The following is a 22080-nucleotide window of genomic DNA, read 5'->3' on the forward strand; positions in this document are numbered from 1 at the left end:
TCCTTACTTAGGTTTCTGATTACCCAAATTTGCACCATTATCATGCTTAAATGTTTGGCCTTTAGAAGGGGCAAATTCTTTCGCAATCTCTTGTTGGCTTTTCGGTTGTGATTTCAATGAAGCAAACGCATTAGACATTCTACTTGCTTGACTGTTTGTAGGAAGGAACTCTTTGGAAATCTCTTCTTGGCCCTTCGGTTGTGATTTCAATGAAGCAAAGGCATTTGACATTCTACTTGCTCCTAGTTTCGATTGACCTTTATTTGTCTGACCACTCTTTTTATTTTTCTCATCATCAAATATTTTCAATGTCATCATCTCCTTCGTATTTAATATGAGAGAAGACGAATATAATTATGTCAAGAAAGGTTTGTCAAAACATCTAGTCGCTGAAAATCTTTTATTGTGCATTATTCAATTCGATATTTTTTGCATTTTTTCATAAATTCGTCTTTATCGATACAACATAAACCCATAACGTTAGTTTCGTGTTTTTCAATATTCCACAATCGGGCGCATATCTATTGTGCTTTTTTCAGTAATAGGCCAGATATCGGAATAAGAATTATCAATAACCTCCTAAGTACGCGGGACATATGATGAATTTATAATCAAAGGTCTTTGGAGGAATGTTTCAATGAATAACACTTTTTATATATCCCCTTATTATTCGAACGCTTATTATGGTCATGGGCCAATATGTAATCATGGTAATATGTTTGATCCTGGCTATGGAAATATGTCGTATGGAATGCGCTATGCAAACCAATATTGGCCATATCCAAACACTCAAGGATATACTGGTACCATATTAAATGACTATGGAAAAGAACCTTTTGTAGTGAATATTAATCAGGCTGCTAGGCAAAACAACACATTCCGAACTACTATATGGACTGGAGATAATCTGCAAGTGACCTTAATGAGTATCAATGTCGGGGAAGATATTGGTCTAGAGGTTCATCCTGACGTAGATCAATTTTTACGTATTGAGGAAGGTCAAGGATTTGTACAAATGGGCGAGAGTAGAGATCAGTTAAACTTTGTAAGGCATGTATATGATGACTCTGCTATTATGGTCCCTGCTGGCATGTGGCATAATTTAACAAATACGGGAAATATCCCGTTAAAACTTTACACAATCTATGCACCACCCGAGCATCCATTTGGCACTGTGCATAGAACAAAGTCAGATGCCGAAGCTATCGAAGGTTAGAGACCTATGGTCTTCTGGAATCGGGCGCGATTGTGGCATAAGGATTTGATTTTTAAACGACTTTATTGTTACTTCCATAATCAGTAACTTCACAAGAAATTAAGCAACTTTATTTTTACACCGTCCACATTTGCGAACGGTGTAATGCGTTTTTTCAGCTTCAAAATTAAACAATTTTATTATCATTACACAATAGCTAGGTTTAATTCATAAAAGACGGTGCAGCTTATATTTAGCATAAAGTTACCATTAATAATATCGCCAATGTTCCTCATCCTATAAAGGAAAAATATATTTGGAGGTAATTTCATGGCACAATTAAGAGATATCATGACACCAAATGTTCTTACAGTTAACGAAACACAGACCGTACAGGAAGCTGCAGCGTTAATGAGCAAATATAATATCGGAGCTATCCCAGTAATAAATAACAGCAGGCAAATTGTTGGAATTGTAACGGATCGTGATATTACCCTTCGTACGATAGCACAAGGAGAAAATGCACAAACTCCAGTATCTCAAGTTATGACTGCACAGCAAATCGTACAAGGTACACCTGATATGGATGTTCATCAAGCAGCAAATTTGATGGCACAGCAGCAAATTCGCCGGTTGCCGGTAACTGAGAATGGACAAATTGTTGGAATAGTTGCGTTGGGTGATCTAGCCGTACAAAATCAATATGCAAACGAGGCAGAACAGGCACTACAAAGCATTTCAACTCCTTCCGCACCTCAACAATAATAAGGGGTTACTTTTATTGCATAAATAATTATTAGTAGAGGCCTCGATCTGTAACACTTTTTATAATAGAAGGGAATCTCAGGTCTTTAGTTAATCCAGAAAAGTTCTGTCATGGTTGGTCATCTCACTTTTTTAAGTTTTGGGAAATTTCGTTTTATAGCTGGATATATTATTTTAAAGAAGACGGAATTGTATGAGATTTCAAGACAAAGTAGTTAATGTTACAGTTGCAGTAAGCGGTATCGGGAAAGAAGTCGTACGAAAATTAGCTAACGCACAAGTTGAAAGTTGTATTAGTTGAAAGGAAGACACAATCAAAGCCGTTCAAGCTTAGCTTGGTTTAACAGAAGAAAATAGCTTAGCAGTAAAAGCAGATGTTTCTAATGAAGAAAGTGTTAAAAATTAAATAGACCAAACAATCTCTAAATTTGGTCGCATTGATTGCTTTGTAAATAACGCAGGCGTTGAGGGTCCAGTTAAACCACTTGAAGAAATTACAGAAAAAGAATTTGATTTCGTTTACGGAAATAACGTAAAAGGCATACTTTTCGGTCTTAAATACGTATTACCGATAATGAAAGCACAAAAATAGGGTGCAATCGTCAATACTTCATCAGTAGCAGCTAATAACGATTCAGTACCAATGAAACGCTATGGGAGCCTGAAGAAGTAGCTAAGTAATTGCGTTTTTACTTTCTGACGAAGCTTCTTATGTAAGCTCATCTTCATTCACTATCGATGGTGCTCTATATAACGTGTAATTAAACGAATAACGATCGCTTGGGCTTTCCTATAAGGATCCTTCAAGGTAAAAATCCTCCAAAATGAAAACGCACGAATGTTGATAACTGCATTCGTGCGTTTTGTTTTTCTTAGTAATTCAGATGAAATACCCCTTTTGGAAATTAACTCTGCTTTGTTTTTCCTTTTAAATAAGAGACACCTAATAACAAAAATGGAATAGGAAGCAGGACAATCATATATGCGTATATATCTAACGTTTTATCTAGCCGATAATGTTCTTTTGACAAATAGTAAGTACCTAGAAATACGAGTAAAACAAGCCCCAAAAACCAACCTCGCTTTATCCACTTTGAAGAAACCTTTGATTCAACTATGTCGTAAGCGATTCGAAGGTATAGGCTGCAACGTATATATGTTCCTACTGCCATTAATAGTAAACCATAAATATCAAAACGATCAATAAATCCCAAACTAATAATTCGTACCGGCTCTAATGCCGGATATACGAAATTGTCAGCCTGCCCTAATCCGAAAATTGTTATACTGCCGGTAGTTGTTGAAAACATCATTAGTGCATTCAACAAGATTCCAATACTCCATAGTAAAAACATTCGTTTTTCACGAATGTTTTGAATGGGCACACATAAAAGTAGCAACAATTCAATCCATATACTAGTGAGAAGCAAAGATCCCCATAATATGGGACTCCAACCAAACTCAAACATGGGTTGAAGCTCACTCCAATCTTTCATCCTCGTGTCCAATAGAGTGACTGTATGCCCTGACACCATAGCAATTATGGATAATACACCAGCCGTTAAGGCGATTCTTTTCATACCTTTTATAGCTACATAGACAAAAAAGATCAAAAACCAAACGAGTATAGCCAACAGAGGGGTCTCAGGCAAAAAAGCAATATAGACGAAATCAACTAACAGAGCAAAAGAGAAAATGGTTAAAAATAAAAAGTAGATAATGAAAACCACCGTAAGCATTGTTCCAAAAAATTTCCCCAATAAATTGTGAAGCATATCAGAGATATTTTCTTTTGGGTATTTAAGCCTCAAGCGATAAATGGAGATTGCAAATATAAATGCTACCGGGAGTGATAGAAATATGGAAATCCAAGCATCTCTTCCGGCAACATCGAGCATTAACGGGAGAATCACGACATGTCCCATGATTGGAAGTGTCATTACTAATAAAAAAAGTGTCTCCCATTTTGTTAACATGACTGTAATCTCCTTCTTCTTTGATCATTTAATTCCTTAGTTTATAAGGGTTGTTATAAGGCTTTTTGTGATGTCTATTTATACTCTTATTTATAAGGCCTTGATGAGTAATGTTCGTATGAACATCAATTATTATATCTGCGTTAGAAAAAATCTCATTCCATTCAGATTGGATATTTTGCCATTGTTTTGGATATTTCCGATAGGTTTCTAGCCCAATTCCTGAAATATCTGTCTTTAATTCCTTTTGAAGTTTATCCAAAGTTAAACGTACGTATTTTTCAGCTAGGTTTGATACTTCCTTTTCAACCTTACTTATCCATTGTTCATTTATATTGCTTTTCGTCGTATTATCAGCTAACGTTCCCTCTATCTCGATATTAAGATGTGCTTTAAGCTGATTTCCAACTAGTGTCGGCTTTATTTTTGTCTCTGATTTCTTTATCTCTACAGAGACCTTCTCCTTCTCATTCAGAGATACAGTTTCACCTCCACTTTTAGCCTTGTTCAAAAGGACATTTAGCCCAACCGTTTCATGTGTATTTAGTTTACCGACCATTTTATCATTTCTAATGACGGCCGTACCGTCTAATGAAGTAATAGTTTTATCCTTTTCTTTTTTTGTTTGAATGATCGGCATATAGGCATTAGGAATAGGTCCCTCAATTAACTTATAAAATTCATATAATTTTACGGATGTATATTCTGCAATATATTGTGTTTGTTCTAAAGCAGAGACGATTTCAGCTGACGAAAGATCTTCATAAAGTGTAGAAGTACTCAAAATATCTATTGGATTACCTTCTGTAATGAAAAGATAACTATTTAAACGAAACATTTGATCTCGCCGGCTTTCATCAAGGTAGCCAATAAAATCTTCTTTTGCTAATTCCTCACCAATCACCCATAAACGAGCATGATCAAAATAAAGCCTGCGCTTCGCATCTCGTATGAGTGCTCGTGTACCTTGTATTATTGAGTCCGCGTCTCTTTCTAATAGAATATGCTGGCCATTTCCTCCACCCCCTTCTCCACCACCTTGTTCACTTGCTCCAGTTGGTTTTATGATTTCGACGCTGATTCGTAATTTACCGTCAGATTTGTCCAACCCTATTCCATGTACAAGTGCGGAATTATCAAGTTCTTGGCTACTCCAACAGCCCATTAATAAAAATAAAAAAGGGATGATAAATAGAATCCTTCCCATCATTTATCACCTGTCTTAGGTAATGATTTAATTCTAGGCGCACGCTGATTCGGTATGCTTTTTGGTCGATGTTTTTTCCACCTTAACGGCAAACGAATTAGTGAATCTTTCCAATCCTGAAAATAAAAAGGCGCAAATGGCGCCATATAAGGAACCCCAAGTGATGTTAAAGAGATCATATGTGTTAATAAACCAAGCATGACGACAATTAGTCCATATCCCCCAAATAAGCTGCTAGCAATAAATAACCCTATCCTGAGTAACGCAGTAACATCTGCGATTGGAGTAATGACGAAGGCGGCAATGTACGATATAGATACAACAACAATGGTCGGTGCACCAACCAGTCCGGCTGAGACAGAGACTTGTCCAAGAATTAAAGCACCCACAATACTTAAAGCAATGCCAATTTGTTGAGGAAGTCTAACACCAGCCTCACGGACAACTTCAAACATTAAAATCATCATGAAAACTTCCATTGTAAGAGGAAATGGAACTGTCTCTCTTGCTTGGATGATCGGAACAATCATTTCAGATGGAATCATTACCTTGTGAAAATTAATGGCTGCAATATAAAGGGCTGGTAAAGAAATACTGATTATAAATGAAAAAAAGCGCATCAGGCGAATGAAGGAACTATAATAAGGACGAGAACTGTAATCTTCTATGCTTTTCATATTTTCAAGAAATAGAGATGGAATATACAAACTTACCGGATCTCCGTTAACTATGATCATAATTCTTCCTTCCATTAATAAGGCTGAGGCTACATCAGGACGCTCTGTATTTCCAATAGTAGGAAAGATTGAAAAGGGATGGTCTTCAATGAATTGTTCAATTTCCCCTGAATTATTGATTTCATCCACTTTAATTTGATCTAATCTTTGTTTGAGCCGTTCGATCAATTTAGGATCCACAATGCCCTTTATATATCCCAGCGTTATATCTGTTTGACTAAATTCACCAATTTTTATGGTTTCAAACTGTAAAGAAGGATGTGGAATTCTTCGCCGTAATAATGCAATATTTGTAGGTGATGATTCAATAAATCCCTCATGTGCCCCTCTCACAGCCCGATCTGATTGGGGTTCGGCGATTGCACGAACCTCGTACCCTGGTGCGTTTAGCACCAATCCTTCACTATATCCATCCAGCAATAGTAACGTATTGCCCTTCAGTAGTTGGAATACAGCTTTTTCTAGATTATCTTCATTTTTTATATTAAAAATAGCAATCCTCTCTTTTACTTTTTTTAATTCTTCTCCCTGAGGACTTTCGAGTGATTCCTCGGTCAGTTGCTCTAATACATTATTGCGAATGGCATCTTCATTAATTAACCCATCAACTAAAACTAACAGTGCTTTCAATGAGTGGCCGTCATGTAACGGAATGATGAAATCATGAAAAATGATATCCTCACTTGAATCTAACAGTTGTTTTAGTTTTTCTTCATTTTCATGAACATCCGATGAGAATGAAATTGAATAATTTGATCGTTCTTCTTTTTGTAACTTTTTCGTATTTCGCTTTATTTTTTGCAGAATGGATTCGATTTTTAAACAGCGCATAATTTCAATTCATCCCTATTCATTCTCTTAAAAGTTGTTATTTTATACCTATATTATGAGTTTTATTTCAAATAATATGTACCGTTTTTGGAAATGATAAAGTAATGATTATTAAGTGTTACCAATAATTTACCGGAGCACTATTATGGTTATTAACATAAGAAGAATTATGTTGTCTCTCTTGTACCAGAACTATTCATAACAGGTATGGTGTTAACCTATATTTTGTATGATAGCAATCTTGGTTTTGGTTTATCTTATCAATTTTCACATCCCGGTGGAATTGTCATGACCATTCTGTTTGCTGCTTTATTCTTCTGGAAAGGGAACAAAAACCGGGGAGAAAACTTATCTGCAGATATAGAATTACCTAATAAAGCAACATAAGATGTTGCAAGGCCGAATCAAAAAGGTTTCAGTTTTGGAAATATAGCATGATTTTTTTATAAAAATTCAATAAATGGCACCTTTAATGGAGAATAGTTTTAAAATATTTTAAGAAAACGGGGTTATTATAGTCGCTACTTTTGACTAAACTAAAGAATCCTTCCGAAACAAAAATCCTATTTTAAACGACCGAATATACCTTCATTTTCCAGCATTAAGCTTCTATTTGTTTTACCTTACAATTATTTAGGGAATTCCTTTTCATTAGTGTTTTCTAATAACCAAAGTTCTGGAATGGTAACAAAAATATATCCTTCCTTCTTCAAATATGGAATAAGTTCATCTAAGGCTTTTACTGTTCCTGTTAAGTCTTGTGTCCAATGTCCGGCACTATGCATTAGGACAATAGCTCCAGGGTGAATAGAATCCAACACTTTTTGTTTTACTACGTTTGCCGGTAGGCTTTTCCAATCTTGCGAATCTACAGACCATCCTATACCACGATACCCCATTTTCTCCAATTGTCTGACCTGGTCTTCATTTATAGCCCCATATGGAGCACGAAACAATTCAGGTTTAATACAAATAACCGAAAAAATTTCTTGTTCACTCTTTTCAATTTCCCATATCATACTTTTTACATCTGTGTCCGTTAGTTTGGGATGCCAATAAGTATGATTACCAATTGCGTGCCCTTTACTATATATCTGTTTTACGATATCAGGATAGGTATGCACTCGTGTCCCTAATAAGAAAAAGGTAGCTTTTACCTCATATTTATTCAAAACCTCTAAAATCAAGGGAGTAAATCGAGTGTCTGGACCATCGTCGAAAGTTAGTGCAATCACTTTTTGATTAGTATGTGCTTTATAAAGCATTGTATTTGAATATTTTGCTTGTAATGGGTATGCTACTGAAGCCTGAGCTGAATTAGTGGAATAAGCTAGCCCCACAAATAAGATAAAAAAACCTTGTATAATAAGAAAACAACGTTTATAAAACATGTCATTCCCTTCTTTCTAATACTTACCTTAGTATTGAGTTAAATGCAGTCATTATATCCATCCACTTGTCAATTTTTTAATCAGGCACTGTTTAACTTGATTGTTGATTTTTTGAAAGAAATAAGCATATTCAAATTTAACTTTGAATATGCTTATTTTTCGAATAACCGATAACGAATAAATCAAAGTTGCCAATTTTAAATCAAAAATAAAGCTACGTTGAGGCAATAGGAATGTCGGTGTTTAAATTGAAGCGAATATGTATTCAATTAATTTTACTCTTGTTCCTAATACATGCTCGATCGGGTTCTTATTCATACATATCCCTCACTTTTAATTATTTACCAGTTACTTTATAAGTAAAAGTGTCTATTTAGGGAAACCTCTTACTAATGTTTTTAACTTTATAAAGGAGTTTAAAATGAGAAAGAAACAAAAAGTTAGAAATAGGCATATCGTTTTGATACTAAGCGTTATATTAGTATCCATTTTCAGTAATTCTTGGCGTGAGGTTCCTAAGTATTATAAAAATATGGTTTATGTTAGTTCATTTAATGCAATATATTATTTACTATGTAGAAGACATCTCGTTTGGGAGTTTATTCCTTATAGAGTAAATTGGTTTTTTCTTAGAACAGTCCATACACTAATAATAACTCCACTATTAGTGCTCGTATTCTTAAGCAAAATGCCAAATACCCTGTTTAAACAATTTATTCATTTCATACGGTGGACTATAATAAGTACCGTTGTTGAATATTTGATTCACAAAAAGCACTTAATTCTATATGCTCACGGTTGGAATGTTTTATGGTCAGGATTACTATACGTTAAGATGTTTGTATACAGTCATTTATTTACTAAACGTCCTCTACCTACGTTGTTCTTATCTCTTTGTTCAACTGTTTTTTTTATTTTTAAATTCAATGTCCCTTTGAAAATCAAGCGCTCTTCAAGGTACTTTGAACCATTAGTTGATTTATATTACCATACATCTTTGAAGGATTTATTTACGAGGAAAAAATTATAATTGAGATTATTCTCTATACAAAACGTAAAGAAACAAGTCATGAGATTATCTCTAGAAATAAGAGATTAAGAAAAGTTTACGACAAAAAACGAGAAAAAGGAAAGCCTTTTGGATTAGCCATATATGGCGGACTCCATCGTCAAGACACTTTTTTCAATAAATAAGGTGGGGTCGGTCTTATAGTCTTTATAAGAGCTAAAATGGAAATAAGAGTAAGAGGTACTCTCATTGCCATAAGGGAAGGTTGACCCTCAACATTTTTTGAGGAAATCCATCCTAATTGAAACTTCCTTTTCAGAGGTGGTTCTGTCAAAGGCGAGCTTGCGAGTGCATGCCTTTACCCTTGACAGGTTCTCCTGTGAAAAGGATACTCTTTAGTTGGATGGATTGAATTTCCTTTCTTGGTGTCTAGTTTTATGGGTCCATTATAATAATCGCTTGTGCGAATAAGCTCTTACATTGGATTTATGCATTATTGAGAAGTAAAACGACTTTTCGAAATATAGTTTAGAAAACACATCTAGGGAAGCAAAACAAAACCTTCCAATTGGAAAAAGGAAGGTTTTTTGGCATACTCATTTTTTGCTGGATCAATTAATTCTTTCTAATTTTCCTGTCTCAACATGGAACAGACAGCCAATAACCTCAATGCCTTCCCCATATTTTTTGTAAACTGGATGACTTTTTAAATTTTCTATTTGTTGTAATATATTCTGTCTGGAATACTCTTGTTCAGACAGATTACATGTTTCTGGTAATCCTTTTTTTATTTTTGAAATCCAACTCTTTAACTCTTTTTCGTTATTACCGCTACAAGCAGCTGTTATCCCCCCGCAGCTAGTATGCCCTTTAATAACTATTTTTTTTACTTTTAAATGCTTTAGTGCATAATACAAGCTTGCATTCAAGCTTGCATCATCATCAGTAACTTGATTTGCAATGTTTCGGTGAACAAACATACTCCCCAGTGGCATGTTAGCAACAATAGAAGGACTGACCCTAGAATCAGAACAAGCTATTACAAAGTACTCTGGTGATTGCCCTTCTTTTAACCTTTCAAAATAATGAGGATCCTCTTTTAATATACTATTAACAAACCCTTGATTGTTATCAGCCATTATTTGCTTACTCATGAGATCACCCCAAGTTTTACATTTCAAAGAGCCTGATCTACAGACAGAAAATCAATTTTCCCCTTGTACTTTTTATCTAATCCTGCTTTTCTAAAAAGTTCATAGACTGGTTGTTTAATTCCAGCAATATAAAACTCTATATTAGATTTTTTGTAGCCTTCTATGATTTTTGTTAATTCGTCAAGCGCAATAGCATCCATTGAATTAACCCCCGAAAAGTCTAGAATGACTTTATTAATGTTTGCCTTTTCAAGGATAGCTTGTTGAAGTTTTTCTTCAACAAATGCGATGTTCGCAAAATATAACGATGCATCTATTCGGTATATTAACAAGTTCTCATATGTTTTGGCATTTGGATAATACTTCACATTCTTAAAAATATTTTGATCACTAAGATATCCTAATTCAGCTATATGAGGATATGCACTTCTCCAAATAAACAGCAGTAAGGATACACCGATTCCAACTAGTATTCCTTGTTCAATCCCCAATGTAAGAGTTGCTATAAAAGTAATTAGTAATGTCCATCCATCTGCTTTTTTTACCTTGAATAAATGAACTGCTTCCTTTGCATCAATTAATCCATACACAGCAACCATTATAATTGCTGCTAATACAGCTTGAGGAAGAAAGTAAAACAACCCTGTAAAGAATTGAAGCGTAATAAAAATTAATACTGCTGTAATAATAGAAGCAAGACCTGTTCTAGCTCCTGCTTGATAGTTTACTGCTGTCCTTGAAAATCCTCCTGTAACTGGAAAAGCAGAGAAAAATGACCCAAAGATATTTGCCAGGCCTAAACCATTTAACTCTTGATTTGCATTAATTTTATATTTTTCTTTATTGGCAATTGACTTTGCAACTGCGACAGATTCCATAAAACTGACAAATGAAATCGTCAATGCAATCGGTAGTAAAGCCGTAATTGCCTCTATATTAAACATTGGAATTGAAAATGCTGGTATTCCATTCGGAATATCACCAACAATCTTAACACCAACTTGGTCTAATTGAAGAAAACGAACTACTAAAATACCCAAAACTACAACAACTAATGGTGCTGGAAATTTAGGTGCCATTTTTTTAAGTAATATAAGAATGATAATACTCCCTAGGCCAATTAAAAATGTTACCATATTTATTTCATTGACTTTCATAATTGCATTACTTATGATAACAAAAATCGAACCTTTCGGAATATCGATTCCTAATAGATTTTTTAACTGACTAAGACCAATGATGATTGCAGCTGCAGATGTAAACCCACTTATAACAGAATGTGATAAAAAGTTAACAAGAAAGCCTAGGCGGGAAAGTCCTAATACTAATTGGATCACACCTACCATCAAAGCGAGTAGCAGTGCATATGCAATATATTCATCTGTCCCTGGTTTTGCAAGTTGAGACACACCTGTAAATACTAAAAGTGAAACCATCGCAACTGGTCCAACTGCTAATTGTCTAGAAGATCCAAATAGTGCATAAATAATCAAAGGGATCGTTGAAGCATACAATCCTATAACAGGAGGTAAGCCAGCCAACATCGCATAAGCCATTCCTTGAGGAATTAACATAATAGCTACAATTAGACCAGCTGATAAATCTCCTCTTAAATCATTTTTGTTATAATGACCTAGCCAATCAATAGACGGGATCAGTTTTTTTAACATGATCTCTTCCCCCCTTTAAATACGAATTCTACAATTAGATTTCAGGCTGTTGACAAACGCTTGCTTTCTTCGTTGTCTGCCTTCAACTGTGTTCATGATCATTTCGAGAACCTCTGCCCACCGCAAGGCTTCGCCTCAAAAGGAAAACGCTTTCAACTAGCCTGAAATTTATATAAAATGAACTTTATCTATGCTCAGGACTATTTTTCTTATATTCAATAGTAGTTTGTAAATGTGGATAAACCTCTTTTTTTATATGACCTTCAGGACATGACTTGACATACATACTCTTCATCCATTTTTGATCCGAAATTACCAACTTTTTTCCACAAACAGGGCAACGTTCTTCCGTAAGACTTTTAATAAGATTTCCCACAATATTCACCTCTTCCTAGTTTCCTTGAAACATTTTTCCGGAAATGAATAGGGTACTTTTTGACATTATTATGGAAAGAATTAAATCCTACAAACTAGTAAAGATATAATTTTTACTAATTTAATTTGAAAGTTTGGCTAATCCTATAATTAAATTAATATAGTTTTCTTTTTAAGAAAAGGGTATCTTGATGATACCCTCAGCCTTTTTTTATCCAAAACTTAAATATACCGTTATCCTCTTGAACTTTTAGAAATTCATGACCACCTGATTTTGCCCAAGCTGTCAGGTCATTTTTAGCCCCTTTATCAGTTGCATGGATCTCTAAAACTTCTCCAGACGCTAATTCATTCATTGCTTTTTTCGTTTTTACAATAGGCATCGGACAAGCTAAACCTTTTGCGTCTAAAGTTTTATTGACATTCATTTCTTGTACCCTCCATATTTTTGAATTTTGTTAAACTTGACTGTGAAATTTTCTCTTAACTGTACCCGAACTCTGTCCTTCATTACAGGAGTCCTCTTAAGCGCATGACATGCATATGAAGATCAGTCCGTATGATGGACTGCACAACGGTTTGGACCAATTTCTAATTCTTGCTTTCTTTCAACATCGGCTTCTTGAACACCACGGTTAATCATAATAATTTCTTCAAAGTTAGGTGGTTTTACAGAACTTGCTGATTTTTCAACATCGTTTAAGAAATCCTCTCTTGTTGCATTGAACATTTTCTCATTACGGGTACGGATGTTACCTAAAGTATCGCCAATGTAACCTTCTGCATTCAGCTCTTCGTCAAAGTCAGCATAATGTGCTGGCAATACGATCACATCATCTGCAATTTCAGATACTTTATTAAACACAGTGTTATATAAGTCGTTTGCCCATTCTCTTACTTTATTTCCTAAGTCAGGACGGCCTAGCCCGCTTACGAAAATAGTATCACCAGAGAATAATAATTTTTTGTTTACAAAAAATGATACACTTCCTGGTGTGTGTCCAGGTGTTTTCACTGCAAGCACTTCTAATTCAATATTTTTAAATTCAATTTTCTCGTGTTCTTCAAACGGTTTGAAATCAAAGATTGCCCCTTCACTTTTCATAAGGTAGTACGAAGCACCTGTTTTATCTGCTAATTCTTTACCGCCGGAAATGTGATCTGCATGTAGATGTGAATCAACAATATGAGTTATTTTTGCTCCCTCTTTTTTTGCAGCTTCAATATACTCATCCACAAAACGTGCTGGATCTACAATTAATGCTTCATCATCTGAAACAACCATATAAGATAAACAACCTTTTCCTACGCGTACAAATTGATAAACTTTTATATCTTCATCTTCGTAAACTTTTGCTTTATATAAATGCTCACTCCAGGACTTCATTCCACCGCTTAAGTAAGCTGTATCAATCCCTTCATCAGAAAGCATTTCCGCTACCATCATAGATGAACCTTCTTTTGCACATACGACTAAAATTTCTTTATCTGATGGAAGTTTTGACAAAATCCCTTCGACTCCATCAAGTAATTCAAAATATGGAATATTTAAATACTCGAAGTTTTCACCTTCAATTTTCCAATCGTTAAAATCACTCACATTACGAACATCTAAAATAAATAAGTTTTCTTTATTTAACACCTTATCCGTTACTTCTTTTGCTACCAGTTTACGTACTGCCATTTTTAATTACCCCCATAGGTATTATTTTGGTTAAAATTTTTTTGTAAGTTGATTAGAATGTTAATGTTACATCAGAGTCTTTTGCAAACTCTAAAAATGTTACTGCTCCACCGACTTCAATGCCCTCTACAAAAGCTTCTTTTTCTAATCCCATAACATCCATTGTCATTTGACATCCAATAAACTTAACACCCATTTCCAAAGCCATCTCCACCAGTTCTGGAATAGATGGAACATTAGCCTTAGCAAATCCCTCTGCAAAGTGTTCTTTACCCTCTGGCATAGGAAGTTGCTTGTATGCATCTTTATGAATTAAGTTTAATCCTTCAAATGTAAAGAAAATAGCTACTTCTTGATCTGTCGCAGCAGCTGCTGTTGCGATATTAAACACTTTATATGCATCAAATAATCCACCATTACTTGCGATGATTGCTACTTTTTTACTCATTCCTCATTCCTCCCAGTTTTTAATGCCAACATAATATTATTTGGATCAAAGCCAACAACCCACTTACCATTAACTTCTGTTTGAGGCACTCCCATTTGCCCTGTTTCGTTTACAAGTTGGTTCATTATCTCTGGTTTGGTTTCAACATTTATCTCTTTGAAAGGAATATTTTGATCTACTAAAAAGTTCTTTAGCATAACACAATATGGGCAACGTGTGGTAGTATAGACTGTCACTGTGTTCATATTAATACCTCCTATTTGCTTAAAGTTTCCTTCTTTCCTGTCCAAGCACTCATGCCTGGAACTATATTAACCACATTAGCAAAACCCTTTTCAGCTAATTTTTGAGAAGCAAGATCACTGCGGTTTCCTGTTCGGCATACCACATAAATTTCATCATCTGTGTTTAATTCGCTTAGACGCTCTTCCAGTTCTCCTAAAGGAATAGAAATAGCATTAGGAATATGGTTAAATGCATATTCAGCTGATTCTCTTACATCAAGAACCACGATGTTTTCATTAGCATCTAGCTTCTTTTCAAGTTCTTCATTGCTAGTTACATTAGGATGTTTTCTTTCAATTAAACCATCATTAGATGATTTTCTTAGATAATGTTTTAGTACTTCTCCTTCTTCGATTGTCCCAAGATACTGATGACCAGCACTGTTCGCCCAAGCTTGAATATCAGCTTTTGACCCTTTATCTGTGGCTTGAACTTCCAAGACCTGACCAGCTTGTAAATCATTCATTGCCTTTTTTGTTTTCACGATTGGCATTGGGCAAGCAAACCCTTTTGCATCTAATAAAAAGTCTGTTTTTAATGATTCCATAATATAAAAGCCTCCTATTTTTACCCTGATGGGTATTTTATTAATTAAAAAAATTTACTTAGTTTCGCCTTCCCATGCAAGCATCCCGCCTGACATATTAATCACATTAAATCCATGACTTTCAAGAAATTGAGATGCCCGAGCACTTCGTGCACCAGACCGACAAACCATGATATATTCTTTAGCCTTACTTAATTCATGCATTCGGAATTCTAATAATCCTAGTGGAATATGAATGGCTCCTGGAATTTTTCCAGTCTCAACTTCATCTACTTCACGAACATCAATTAAGTTTAATGGTTTACCTTCTAACAGTAAAATTTCTACTTCTTTTGCAGTTAATTGCTTCATTCTTTTTCCTCCCTTTATCTCCAGGCGCTCATACCGCCCTTTACATTCGTCACTTTTGTAAATCCTAATTTTTTAAGCATTTTACTAGCCTTTTGACTTCTCATTCCACTTTGACAAATGACAATTACTTCTTTGTCTTTTGTCAGCTCCTTCTCTGCTTTTTGTGCAAGCTGATGAATTGGGAGATTTTTAAATCCTCTAATACTATTCCCCTTAAATTCCCCTGGAGTTCGGACATCGACAAATTGTTTATTCTTATCTTTTAATTCATTTTTTAGATCTGATGTTGAAATCTGTCTAACACCTTTGGCCGGGATTATTCGATTTATGATAAAGAATAGAAAAAGTGCAATCACTAAATAATTTAGATATTCCAAACCTAGTCCCTCCTTCATGAACGGGAAATTTCCCCTAACTGATTTAGATAAATAAGTTCACGTTACCATCTTCTGCATCAGCTAAATACGCAGCAACCCCTGCATATTCGATATTATCCAAAAGCTCTTCTTTTTGTAGCCCTAATAAATCCATTGTCATCGTACACGCAACAAGCTTTATATCTTGCTCTTTTGCCATTTCGATCAAATTTGGTAGTGGCATTGCATTATGTTTTTTCATCACATCTTTAATCATTTTAGGACCGAAACCTGCAAAGTGCATTTTGGATAGCCCCATCTTATCTGCGCCTCTTGGCATCATTTTTCCAAACATTTTTTCCATGAAACCTTTTTTTACTTCAATATTCTCATCTTTTCGTAAAGCATTTAATCCCCAGAATGTATGGAAAATGGTTACTTCGTGATCATAGGCAGCTGCACCGTTTGCAATAATATACGCTGCCATTGCTTTATCATAATCTCCACTAAATAATACAATTGTTGTTTTTTTGTTTTCTGTCATTATTTTATCACTCCTCAGTTAATATTTTACTAATACCCCTATGGGTATGATAATAACTAAAATAAAAGAGGGTGTCAACCCTTTTTTTTATCTATTTTTCACAAGCAGATTTACGGCTTCTCTTACTAGTTCTTCAGTATTCTTTTCACCACTTTGCTCTGCATAACGTACACAATCCACTAAATTAGAACTAACCACAACCCCAATTGTACGATCAATGGCTGTTCTTGCTGCAGATAACTGGGTGATGACTTCTTTGCAGTCCTTATTTTCTTCCATCATTCTTAAAATTCCTCTTAACTGTCCTTCAACCCGTTTTACTCTATTTTTAATTTGATCATTATAATCCATGTCCTTACCTCCCTTTAACCATTCGTTTCTATTTTTAAAAAGTTTTCCTTAAAGGGTAATTTGTTATGATCAGCTATTCTATATCCGACGACCCGAAAACCCCTTTGTCTTAAAAAGTGAATTCCAATAATTTTTTCGAGTATGCCTGATACAACTACATGTTTGGAATTTCATTAAAGTTTCTCTTAAGATAGGCAGTTGGAATATTGATTGTTCCTTTGTCGATAAAAGGAACAACATTAACAAGTACTATATTATACCCATATGGGTATAATGTCAACTAGATTAAATAATAGAGTGGGTAGATCAATACATATTGAAAGTGGTTGATAAATGCCGTCTACTGAGGAATAGGTGTTTCCTTTTCAAAGAAAATAAAATAGCATCGATATTCGAGGCTTATTTTATTATTTTTTATATAGAACTATTGTTACTAATTTAAATACTACTATTTATACAACTAATTAGCCGATCTTCAATATCCTGAGCAAATTGTTTCATCTTTTCATCATTCAGAAGACTAATGAGTGCTGTTGGTTTGGGCATCCCAATTTTCGTTTTTCCATGGTTGTCATCATAAACAACTATTTTACAAGGCAAGAAGTATCCAGCCATTTCGTTTTCATTTAACACTCTCTGTGCTTCATGTGGGTTGCATACTTCGAGCACTTTAAACTCTTTATGGAATTCTAGACCCTTTTCCTGGAACTTTTTCTTAAGATCAAAACTCCATAAAACACCAAATTTTTCTTCTTTTAAGCTTTCCTCCAGACTTTTAATTGCTTTTTCCATATTTTTATCTGTAACAGCCGTATAATCAAACATAATTATCTTCCTCCCTGAGTCTATTTCATATCAATTGAAATAACTTAATCGCTCGTTTCAAAGAAATAACATTTAGAATTGCTAAAATTAATTTGCTTTTAGAATTCTCTTACATTCACCAAATGCTTTTTTTCATATCAGGTATTTTATTTATAACAAATGTCATGATTACTTTGTTTGCACTATGGTCTTTTAGCTGTATGTTTTCCAAATCACTTTAGATATATTAAATAATTTGGCGTTTTTCCTGATCTGATCTTTCCTTTAATAACTCCAACATCTTAGGTTCAATATCAACAGCATAAACAGTTGGTAGGCTATTGACAGTTTCGTGCAATCAAGTGAAAATAATATTTATAATTTACTTTACCATAAATACCTTATAGCCTTTAAAGCGTTCCTCATTAATTTGGGCCGATTGCGGAACAAACTAACATTCAATTCTGCTAATCAACAGCTTCTTCTTTTTTATTAACTTTGAACTCTCTAACAGATTCTAGCAAGCTATCAGATTTCCTTTCTCCGAGGTTTTCAAGAAAGTCAATAAATTCTCCTTCGCCATTTTCATCGCCAAAATCGTCCATTAAGTCATTAAGTTCCCATTCAATAGTCTGTAACTCTAGGGTTGAACAGGTGTTTAGGAAGTCCATCGTATCATACATATCATTACGAAGTTTCGTATAAATCTCCCACGAGTCTTCTTCCCACCATCTTGAATCTCTTCGGTTCATCATCCAGCGAATTTTATCAATAACTAGCATTAAGGTCACTCCTTCACCTTGTTAAATGCATACTTTTTTCCCTTGCTACAGGCACCTCAAACGGAAGATTAGGAGGTTTACGGTTTAGATCAATGCGGTATTTGCCGAATCGATTGACGTGAGCTGTAACATAGGGGCTTAAATAGGAAATCAGCTCTTCATCATAATCATTTCCGTCTTGCATGTAGTCATGGAGAATACGAGATAAAGAGAACACATTATAAAAGATAAGACAATTGGCCACTAGGTGGTTATATTTAATGACCTTACGCTGTTTTTCCCTGTCATTCTCAGCGATAATCCCTTCGCCACCAAAGAATAGCCACTTGGTAAACCCATTAAAAGCTTCACTTTTATTGGTAGCTGCTTGAATCGTTCCTCTCAGTTCCTCGTCAGCCATATATTTTAATAAAAACATCGTTCGTATCACTCTTCCAAGCTCGCGAAACGCCTGATACAGCTTATTCTTTTTGCTGTATGTACCTAGTTTATTAAGAATGGTAGATGGGGTAATTTTACCTGACTGGATCGACATAGCAACTCTAATCATATCCGGATAATGAGTCTCAATGAGCTCCCAATCGATTTCTCCTGAAAAAAGATCATCAATATGCTCATATACCTCTTCTTTACAAGGACGAAATAATTTTAAATCTTTCCAATTACGAATTCTGGGCATTAACTGAATACCTAGTAAAGAAGAAAGCCCAAAGACCGTTGTACTCTGTCCTTGAGTATCTGAATGGAGAATTTCAGGTCGAATTTCGGCTTTATCATTCATCAAAATATCTAAAATATGAATCCCTTCCCATACTCCGCAAGGAATAAAATTGCTGAATAAAGCAATATAGGTATCCGAAACATGATAATAGCCAATTCCGCCATATCCTCCATAGCGAATATGGTTTTCGGATAAAAGATTTTGCTCATATAAATCCCATTTGGTTCCATCGGCTGAAGCTCTCTTTCCATCACCCCAATATTTTGGAAGATCGAATTGGTTATAGGCAATAATAATATATTGAATCGCTTTGTCTAGGTTTTCTATAGTTACATGACGTTGATTAATCCAAGCTATTTGTTTTCTGTCTAGACTTCCTATTGATCGAGCTGCTTGAGTCGGTCCTAAATTACAACCATAGCAAAAGGCATTTGTAATATACCGTTCAACGGCATTGTCTAATTTCGCTTCATGTCCTGAAATGGGACCAAAAAAACGGGTCCAATTTAACCAGTATTCAGTATCGGCCAACATATCCAGTACATTGATTGGTTCTAAGTTTTCGGCTATATATCCTTCAAACTTCTTTAATTCAGTGGGGATTTTTTTCTTCTTTAACTTTCCAATCACAACTTCGCCATTTTCAATTCGTACCTGTTCATTGTGAGGAAAGGATTGATCTGTTTGGCTTGTAACTTGTTTAAAATCTTGCTGTGTCTTTCTAACGAAATCAGTTCCAGAAACAGGCAAATTTACATGCTTGCAAAAATCGGCTAAATTCTCCTCATAGTCTTTCCATGTAATAAGCTGCTTTCGGTAATCTGCATATTTTTCACTTCCTTCTATATATAAGTCTCCTGCTTTTAGCTCTAGCATAATTTGCGACAAGACGCATACTTCAAAGTGACGGCGATTGATTTCATCAGGCATTTTTTCCTTCTTCTTTTTAGGACTAAGCCATCGCCACCAGGAATCAGGAATCCAAGACAAGTCTAATAAAGATGTTATATCCCAGTCCTTTCGCAACTTTCCATTCTTTTCAATATGAACAATTGATATGTATTCCTTTTTCGTATATTGATGAGAGAGGAGAAAAGAAATCGCCTCTTCCAATGCTTTATCTTGTGTTGTTGAACGAAGTGGAATGGATTTAAGAATTTTAAATAATGTAGCTCGGTGGCTTTTATAGAATTGCCATAGGAATAGATAATAGTTGTCTCCACTAAGGGCTAAATGGTTTTCGCAATCTTGTAACACTTGCGCTTCTTGCTCTTGGAGTACCTTTTGCATCTCCTGAATTTTTTCTTCAGGGCTGCCTTCCGTTTGATAAGCAAGTAGTAATTCCTGGAGGGTTGATATTAACGAATCCGTACGTTTTTGTGTTTTTTCTTTATGATCCTTTAAACGTTGACGGCCTTTTTTATGAATGCTCATCATCCTTTTAATGAGCATTTCTCCAATATCATCTAATATTTTTGACAATTGCATTGATACAAAGGAAAGCGCAAGCGCATATCTTTTTTTAGACTCCATTTCCATCATACGAGAGGCACCTAACGTTTTGGCTTCAGCTGCCATTTGTTTTACTTTGATATAAGGAATATCTTCAAGGAAATCGGTCGGAATGTGCTGGTTTATTAACCAATTCCGACGTACAATTAAATTGTTGAGGTGTAATAAAGTAGCTCTTTTCGCGTCCTCCTTCAGTTCATTCCAAGGACTGTAAGCAGTGCCCTCGGGTACCTGAAAAAGGTGATCTATATTCTTTTTTTGTTCATCATTTAGTGCATGATCAATCTGATGATAGATGGCACGATATGATTTAGTTCGAACATCATTGGCTGCATCTTTTAAGGTATTATAGACAGGTAATTCGTATCGTTGACGGATTAATTCTTCAATGGCAGCATTAACTAGATCGGCCGGGTCATCCTTGTTAAATGCTAGTTTGCTCATTGTATCAATCAAAATTTGATGGGCCTCATGATCAAATGGCCGAAGCTGAAGGTAATCCCGAACAAAGCGAAAATGCCGTTTGGCAGTTCTTGTTTCACTATACGTTTTCCACTCTTCTTTCGCAGGCAAAGGCAAGTATGCTTTTTTCGCAATATGTCTGATAATGGCTTCTGGAACATCGACAATACGGATAAAAAATCCAAGCTTCTGTACGGTTTTGATTAAAACAAGTAAGGCTAATTCCTGCAAAGTGCCTTTAGACTTAACCTCTGCCCATTCTATTTCATTCATCACTGGGGTGTACACTTCTTCCAAATCTTTCTCGGTCAGATTACTCTTAAATCTGGGGTATATGGTATCCTGAATACTTGGCAAATCATATCCCACCTTTATCTGAATTTTTAGATTCCCTATTTTATAATAAATAAAAACCTATCGTTTTGATAGGTTCGGTTAAATTATCCATTATTTTCCATAGTGGCCCCTCAATGTGCGAATCGTTTCCGTACCCCCTATTGCTTTTACGCGCCCTTCTTTGTATAGAGTTTCTAGAGCTCTCCAAGCTTCTTTAAATTTTCCTTCAACAGGCCAGTGAATGAGGTATAAATCTAAATACTCTAATCCAAGTTTCTTAATACTTGTCTCATAAGAAGCAAGTGTTGATTCGTATCCTAGATCTGCATTCCAAACTTTAGATGTTACAAATAGTTCTTCTCGAGAAATCTGTGCTTCTTTTAGACCTTCTTGAATCCCTTTTCCAACACCTTCTTCGTTCCTATAAATCGCCGCTGTATCAACACTTCGATACCCATTTTTTATTGCCGTTTTTACTGAATTGATTAATTCAGGTCCCTCTTCTACTTTAAAAACCCCAATACCAAACCAAGGCATTTTTACACCATTATGCAAAGTAGTTGTATCTTGTAAATGTTTAGCCATTT

24 protein-coding genes and 1 pseudogene are annotated in these 22080 nt (G+C 35.1%); 4 read left to right on the forward strand and 21 right to left on the reverse strand.

From position 1 onward, the window contains the following. Positions 1-3 precede the first annotated feature (3 nt). Complete coding sequence (locus AC6CHV_RS01865) at positions 4-315, reverse strand: hypothetical protein (protein WP_084380491.1); 312 nt, start codon at positions 313-315, stop codon at positions 4-6. A gap of 322 nt (positions 316-637) precedes the next feature. On the opposite strand from AC6CHV_RS01865, the gene AC6CHV_RS01870 reads away from it, so the two are divergent. From AC6CHV_RS01870 to AC6CHV_RS01880, 3 genes are all read left to right on the forward strand, one after another. Next, a complete protein-coding gene (locus AC6CHV_RS01870; RefSeq protein ID WP_066417339.1) occupies positions 638-1216 on the forward strand; it encodes a cupin domain-containing protein in 579 nt (192 codons plus the stop codon). A 309-nt stretch (positions 1217-1525) separates the two neighbouring features. Beyond that, a complete protein-coding gene (locus AC6CHV_RS01875) occupies positions 1526-1960 on the forward strand; it encodes a CBS domain-containing protein (protein ID WP_066417336.1) in 435 nt (144 codons plus the stop codon). A gap of 436 nt (positions 1961-2396) precedes the next feature. Further along, entirely contained in the window at positions 2397-2552 is a 156-nt protein-coding gene (locus AC6CHV_RS01880; protein WP_235858170.1) for an SDR family NAD(P)-dependent oxidoreductase, read from the forward strand. A 313-nt stretch (positions 2553-2865) separates the two neighbouring features. On the opposite strand, the gene AC6CHV_RS01885 is transcribed toward AC6CHV_RS01880, so the two are convergent. From AC6CHV_RS01885 to AC6CHV_RS01895, 3 genes are read right to left on the reverse strand one after another with little or no spacing between them, the layout of a single operon-like run. After that, positions 2866-3936, reverse strand: coding sequence for a GerAB/ArcD/ProY family transporter (locus AC6CHV_RS01885; protein WP_121446060.1), 1071 nt, complete (start codon positions 3934-3936; stop codon positions 2866-2868). Positions 3937-3964: 28 nt separating this feature from the next. Continuing rightward, entirely contained in the window at positions 3965-5143 is a 1179-nt protein-coding gene (locus AC6CHV_RS01890; RefSeq protein ID WP_165918132.1) for a Ger(x)C family spore germination protein, read from the reverse strand. Continuing rightward, positions 5143-6711: a spore germination protein gene (locus tag AC6CHV_RS01895; protein WP_121446058.1), complete on the reverse strand. Its 1569-nt coding sequence runs from the start codon at positions 6709-6711 to the stop codon at positions 5143-5145. Before AC6CHV_RS01895 ends, AC6CHV_RS01890 begins: the two co-directional genes overlap by 1 nt. 225 nt (positions 6712-6936) lie before the next feature. Between AC6CHV_RS01895 and AC6CHV_RS01900 the strand changes: the two genes are divergently transcribed. Beyond that, complete coding sequence (locus AC6CHV_RS01900) at positions 6937-7098, forward strand: hypothetical protein (RefSeq protein WP_341331534.1); 162 nt, start codon at positions 6937-6939, stop codon at positions 7096-7098. A 242-nt stretch (positions 7099-7340) separates the two neighbouring features. Here AC6CHV_RS01900 and AC6CHV_RS01905 read toward each other — a convergent pair whose 3' ends face one another. The 17 genes and pseudogenes from AC6CHV_RS01905 to AC6CHV_RS01985 form a co-directional block, all read right to left on the reverse strand. Continuing rightward, positions 7341-8102, reverse strand: a complete 762-nt coding sequence (locus AC6CHV_RS01905; protein ID WP_121446057.1) for a polysaccharide deacetylase family protein — start codon at positions 8100-8102, stop codon at positions 7341-7343. A 1620-nt stretch (positions 8103-9722) separates the two neighbouring features. Further along, positions 9723-10265 (reverse strand): carbonic anhydrase, encoded by a 543-nt coding sequence (locus AC6CHV_RS01910; RefSeq protein WP_121446055.1) that lies wholly within the window; start codon positions 10263-10265, stop codon positions 9723-9725. 23 nt (positions 10266-10288) lie between these two features. Continuing rightward, entirely contained in the window at positions 10289-11935 is a 1647-nt protein-coding gene (locus tag AC6CHV_RS01915; RefSeq protein WP_121446054.1) for a sulfate permease, read from the reverse strand. Between the two features lie 184 nt (positions 11936-12119). Then, on the reverse strand, positions 12120-12311 hold the full coding sequence (locus AC6CHV_RS01920; protein WP_121446053.1) for a hypothetical protein: 192 nt from the start codon (positions 12309-12311) through the stop codon (positions 12120-12122). Between the two features lie 199 nt (positions 12312-12510). Next, positions 12511-12738, reverse strand: coding sequence for a sulfurtransferase TusA family protein (locus AC6CHV_RS01925; RefSeq protein WP_066418396.1), 228 nt, complete (start codon positions 12736-12738; stop codon positions 12511-12513). Between the two features lie 122 nt (positions 12739-12860). Beyond that, positions 12861-13994, reverse strand: a complete 1134-nt coding sequence (locus tag AC6CHV_RS01930) for an MBL fold metallo-hydrolase (RefSeq protein WP_121446052.1) — start codon at positions 13992-13994, stop codon at positions 12861-12863. 52 nt (positions 13995-14046) lie between these two features. Next, on the reverse strand, positions 14047-14442 hold the full coding sequence (locus tag AC6CHV_RS01935; RefSeq protein ID WP_121446051.1) for a DsrE/DsrF/DrsH-like family protein: 396 nt from the start codon (positions 14440-14442) through the stop codon (positions 14047-14049). After that, positions 14439-14687: a glutaredoxin family protein gene (locus AC6CHV_RS01940; protein WP_066418407.1), complete on the reverse strand. Its 249-nt coding sequence runs from the start codon at positions 14685-14687 to the stop codon at positions 14439-14441. Before AC6CHV_RS01940 ends, AC6CHV_RS01935 begins: the two co-directional genes overlap by 4 nt. An 11-nt stretch (positions 14688-14698) precedes the next feature. Next, on the reverse strand, positions 14699-15274 hold the full coding sequence (locus tag AC6CHV_RS01945; protein WP_066418408.1) for a sulfurtransferase TusA family protein: 576 nt from the start codon (positions 15272-15274) through the stop codon (positions 14699-14701). A 54-nt stretch (positions 15275-15328) separates the two neighbouring features. Next, positions 15329-15625, reverse strand: a complete 297-nt coding sequence (locus AC6CHV_RS01950) for a rhodanese-like domain-containing protein (protein ID WP_066418413.1) — start codon at positions 15623-15625, stop codon at positions 15329-15331. A 14-nt stretch (positions 15626-15639) separates the two neighbouring features. After that, entirely contained in the window at positions 15640-16002 is a 363-nt protein-coding gene (locus tag AC6CHV_RS01955) for a rhodanese-like domain-containing protein (RefSeq protein ID WP_121446050.1), read from the reverse strand. 43 nt (positions 16003-16045) lie between these two features. Then, positions 16046-16525, reverse strand: a complete 480-nt coding sequence (locus tag AC6CHV_RS01960) for a DsrE/DsrF/DrsH-like family protein (RefSeq protein ID WP_066418416.1) — start codon at positions 16523-16525, stop codon at positions 16046-16048. 87 nt (positions 16526-16612) lie between these two features. Next, positions 16613-16876 (reverse strand): metal-sensitive transcriptional regulator, encoded by a 264-nt coding sequence (locus AC6CHV_RS01965; protein WP_066418419.1) that lies wholly within the window; start codon positions 16874-16876, stop codon positions 16613-16615. A gap of 438 nt (positions 16877-17314) precedes the next feature. Further along, the gene (locus AC6CHV_RS01970; protein ID WP_066418422.1) at positions 17315-17701 is read right to left on the reverse strand and encodes a DUF302 domain-containing protein; all 387 of its coding nucleotides are present in this window, start codon (positions 17699-17701) and stop codon (positions 17315-17317) included. A gap of 446 nt (positions 17702-18147) precedes the next feature. Next, on the reverse strand, positions 18148-18462 hold the full coding sequence (locus tag AC6CHV_RS01975; RefSeq protein WP_066418426.1) for a hypothetical protein: 315 nt from the start codon (positions 18460-18462) through the stop codon (positions 18148-18150). 13 nt (positions 18463-18475) lie between these two features. Next, positions 18476-21514: a Tn3 family transposase gene (locus tag AC6CHV_RS01980; protein WP_498077966.1), complete on the reverse strand. Its 3039-nt coding sequence runs from the start codon at positions 21512-21514 to the stop codon at positions 18476-18478. Positions 21515-21649: 135 nt separating this feature from the next. Beyond that, a pseudogene (locus AC6CHV_RS01985) lies at positions 21650-22078 on the reverse strand (aldo/keto reductase); the annotation flags it as partial. Positions 22079-22080: the final 2 nt, after the last annotated feature.

This window comes from Ferdinandcohnia sp. GQ5, from assembly GCF_059759275.1.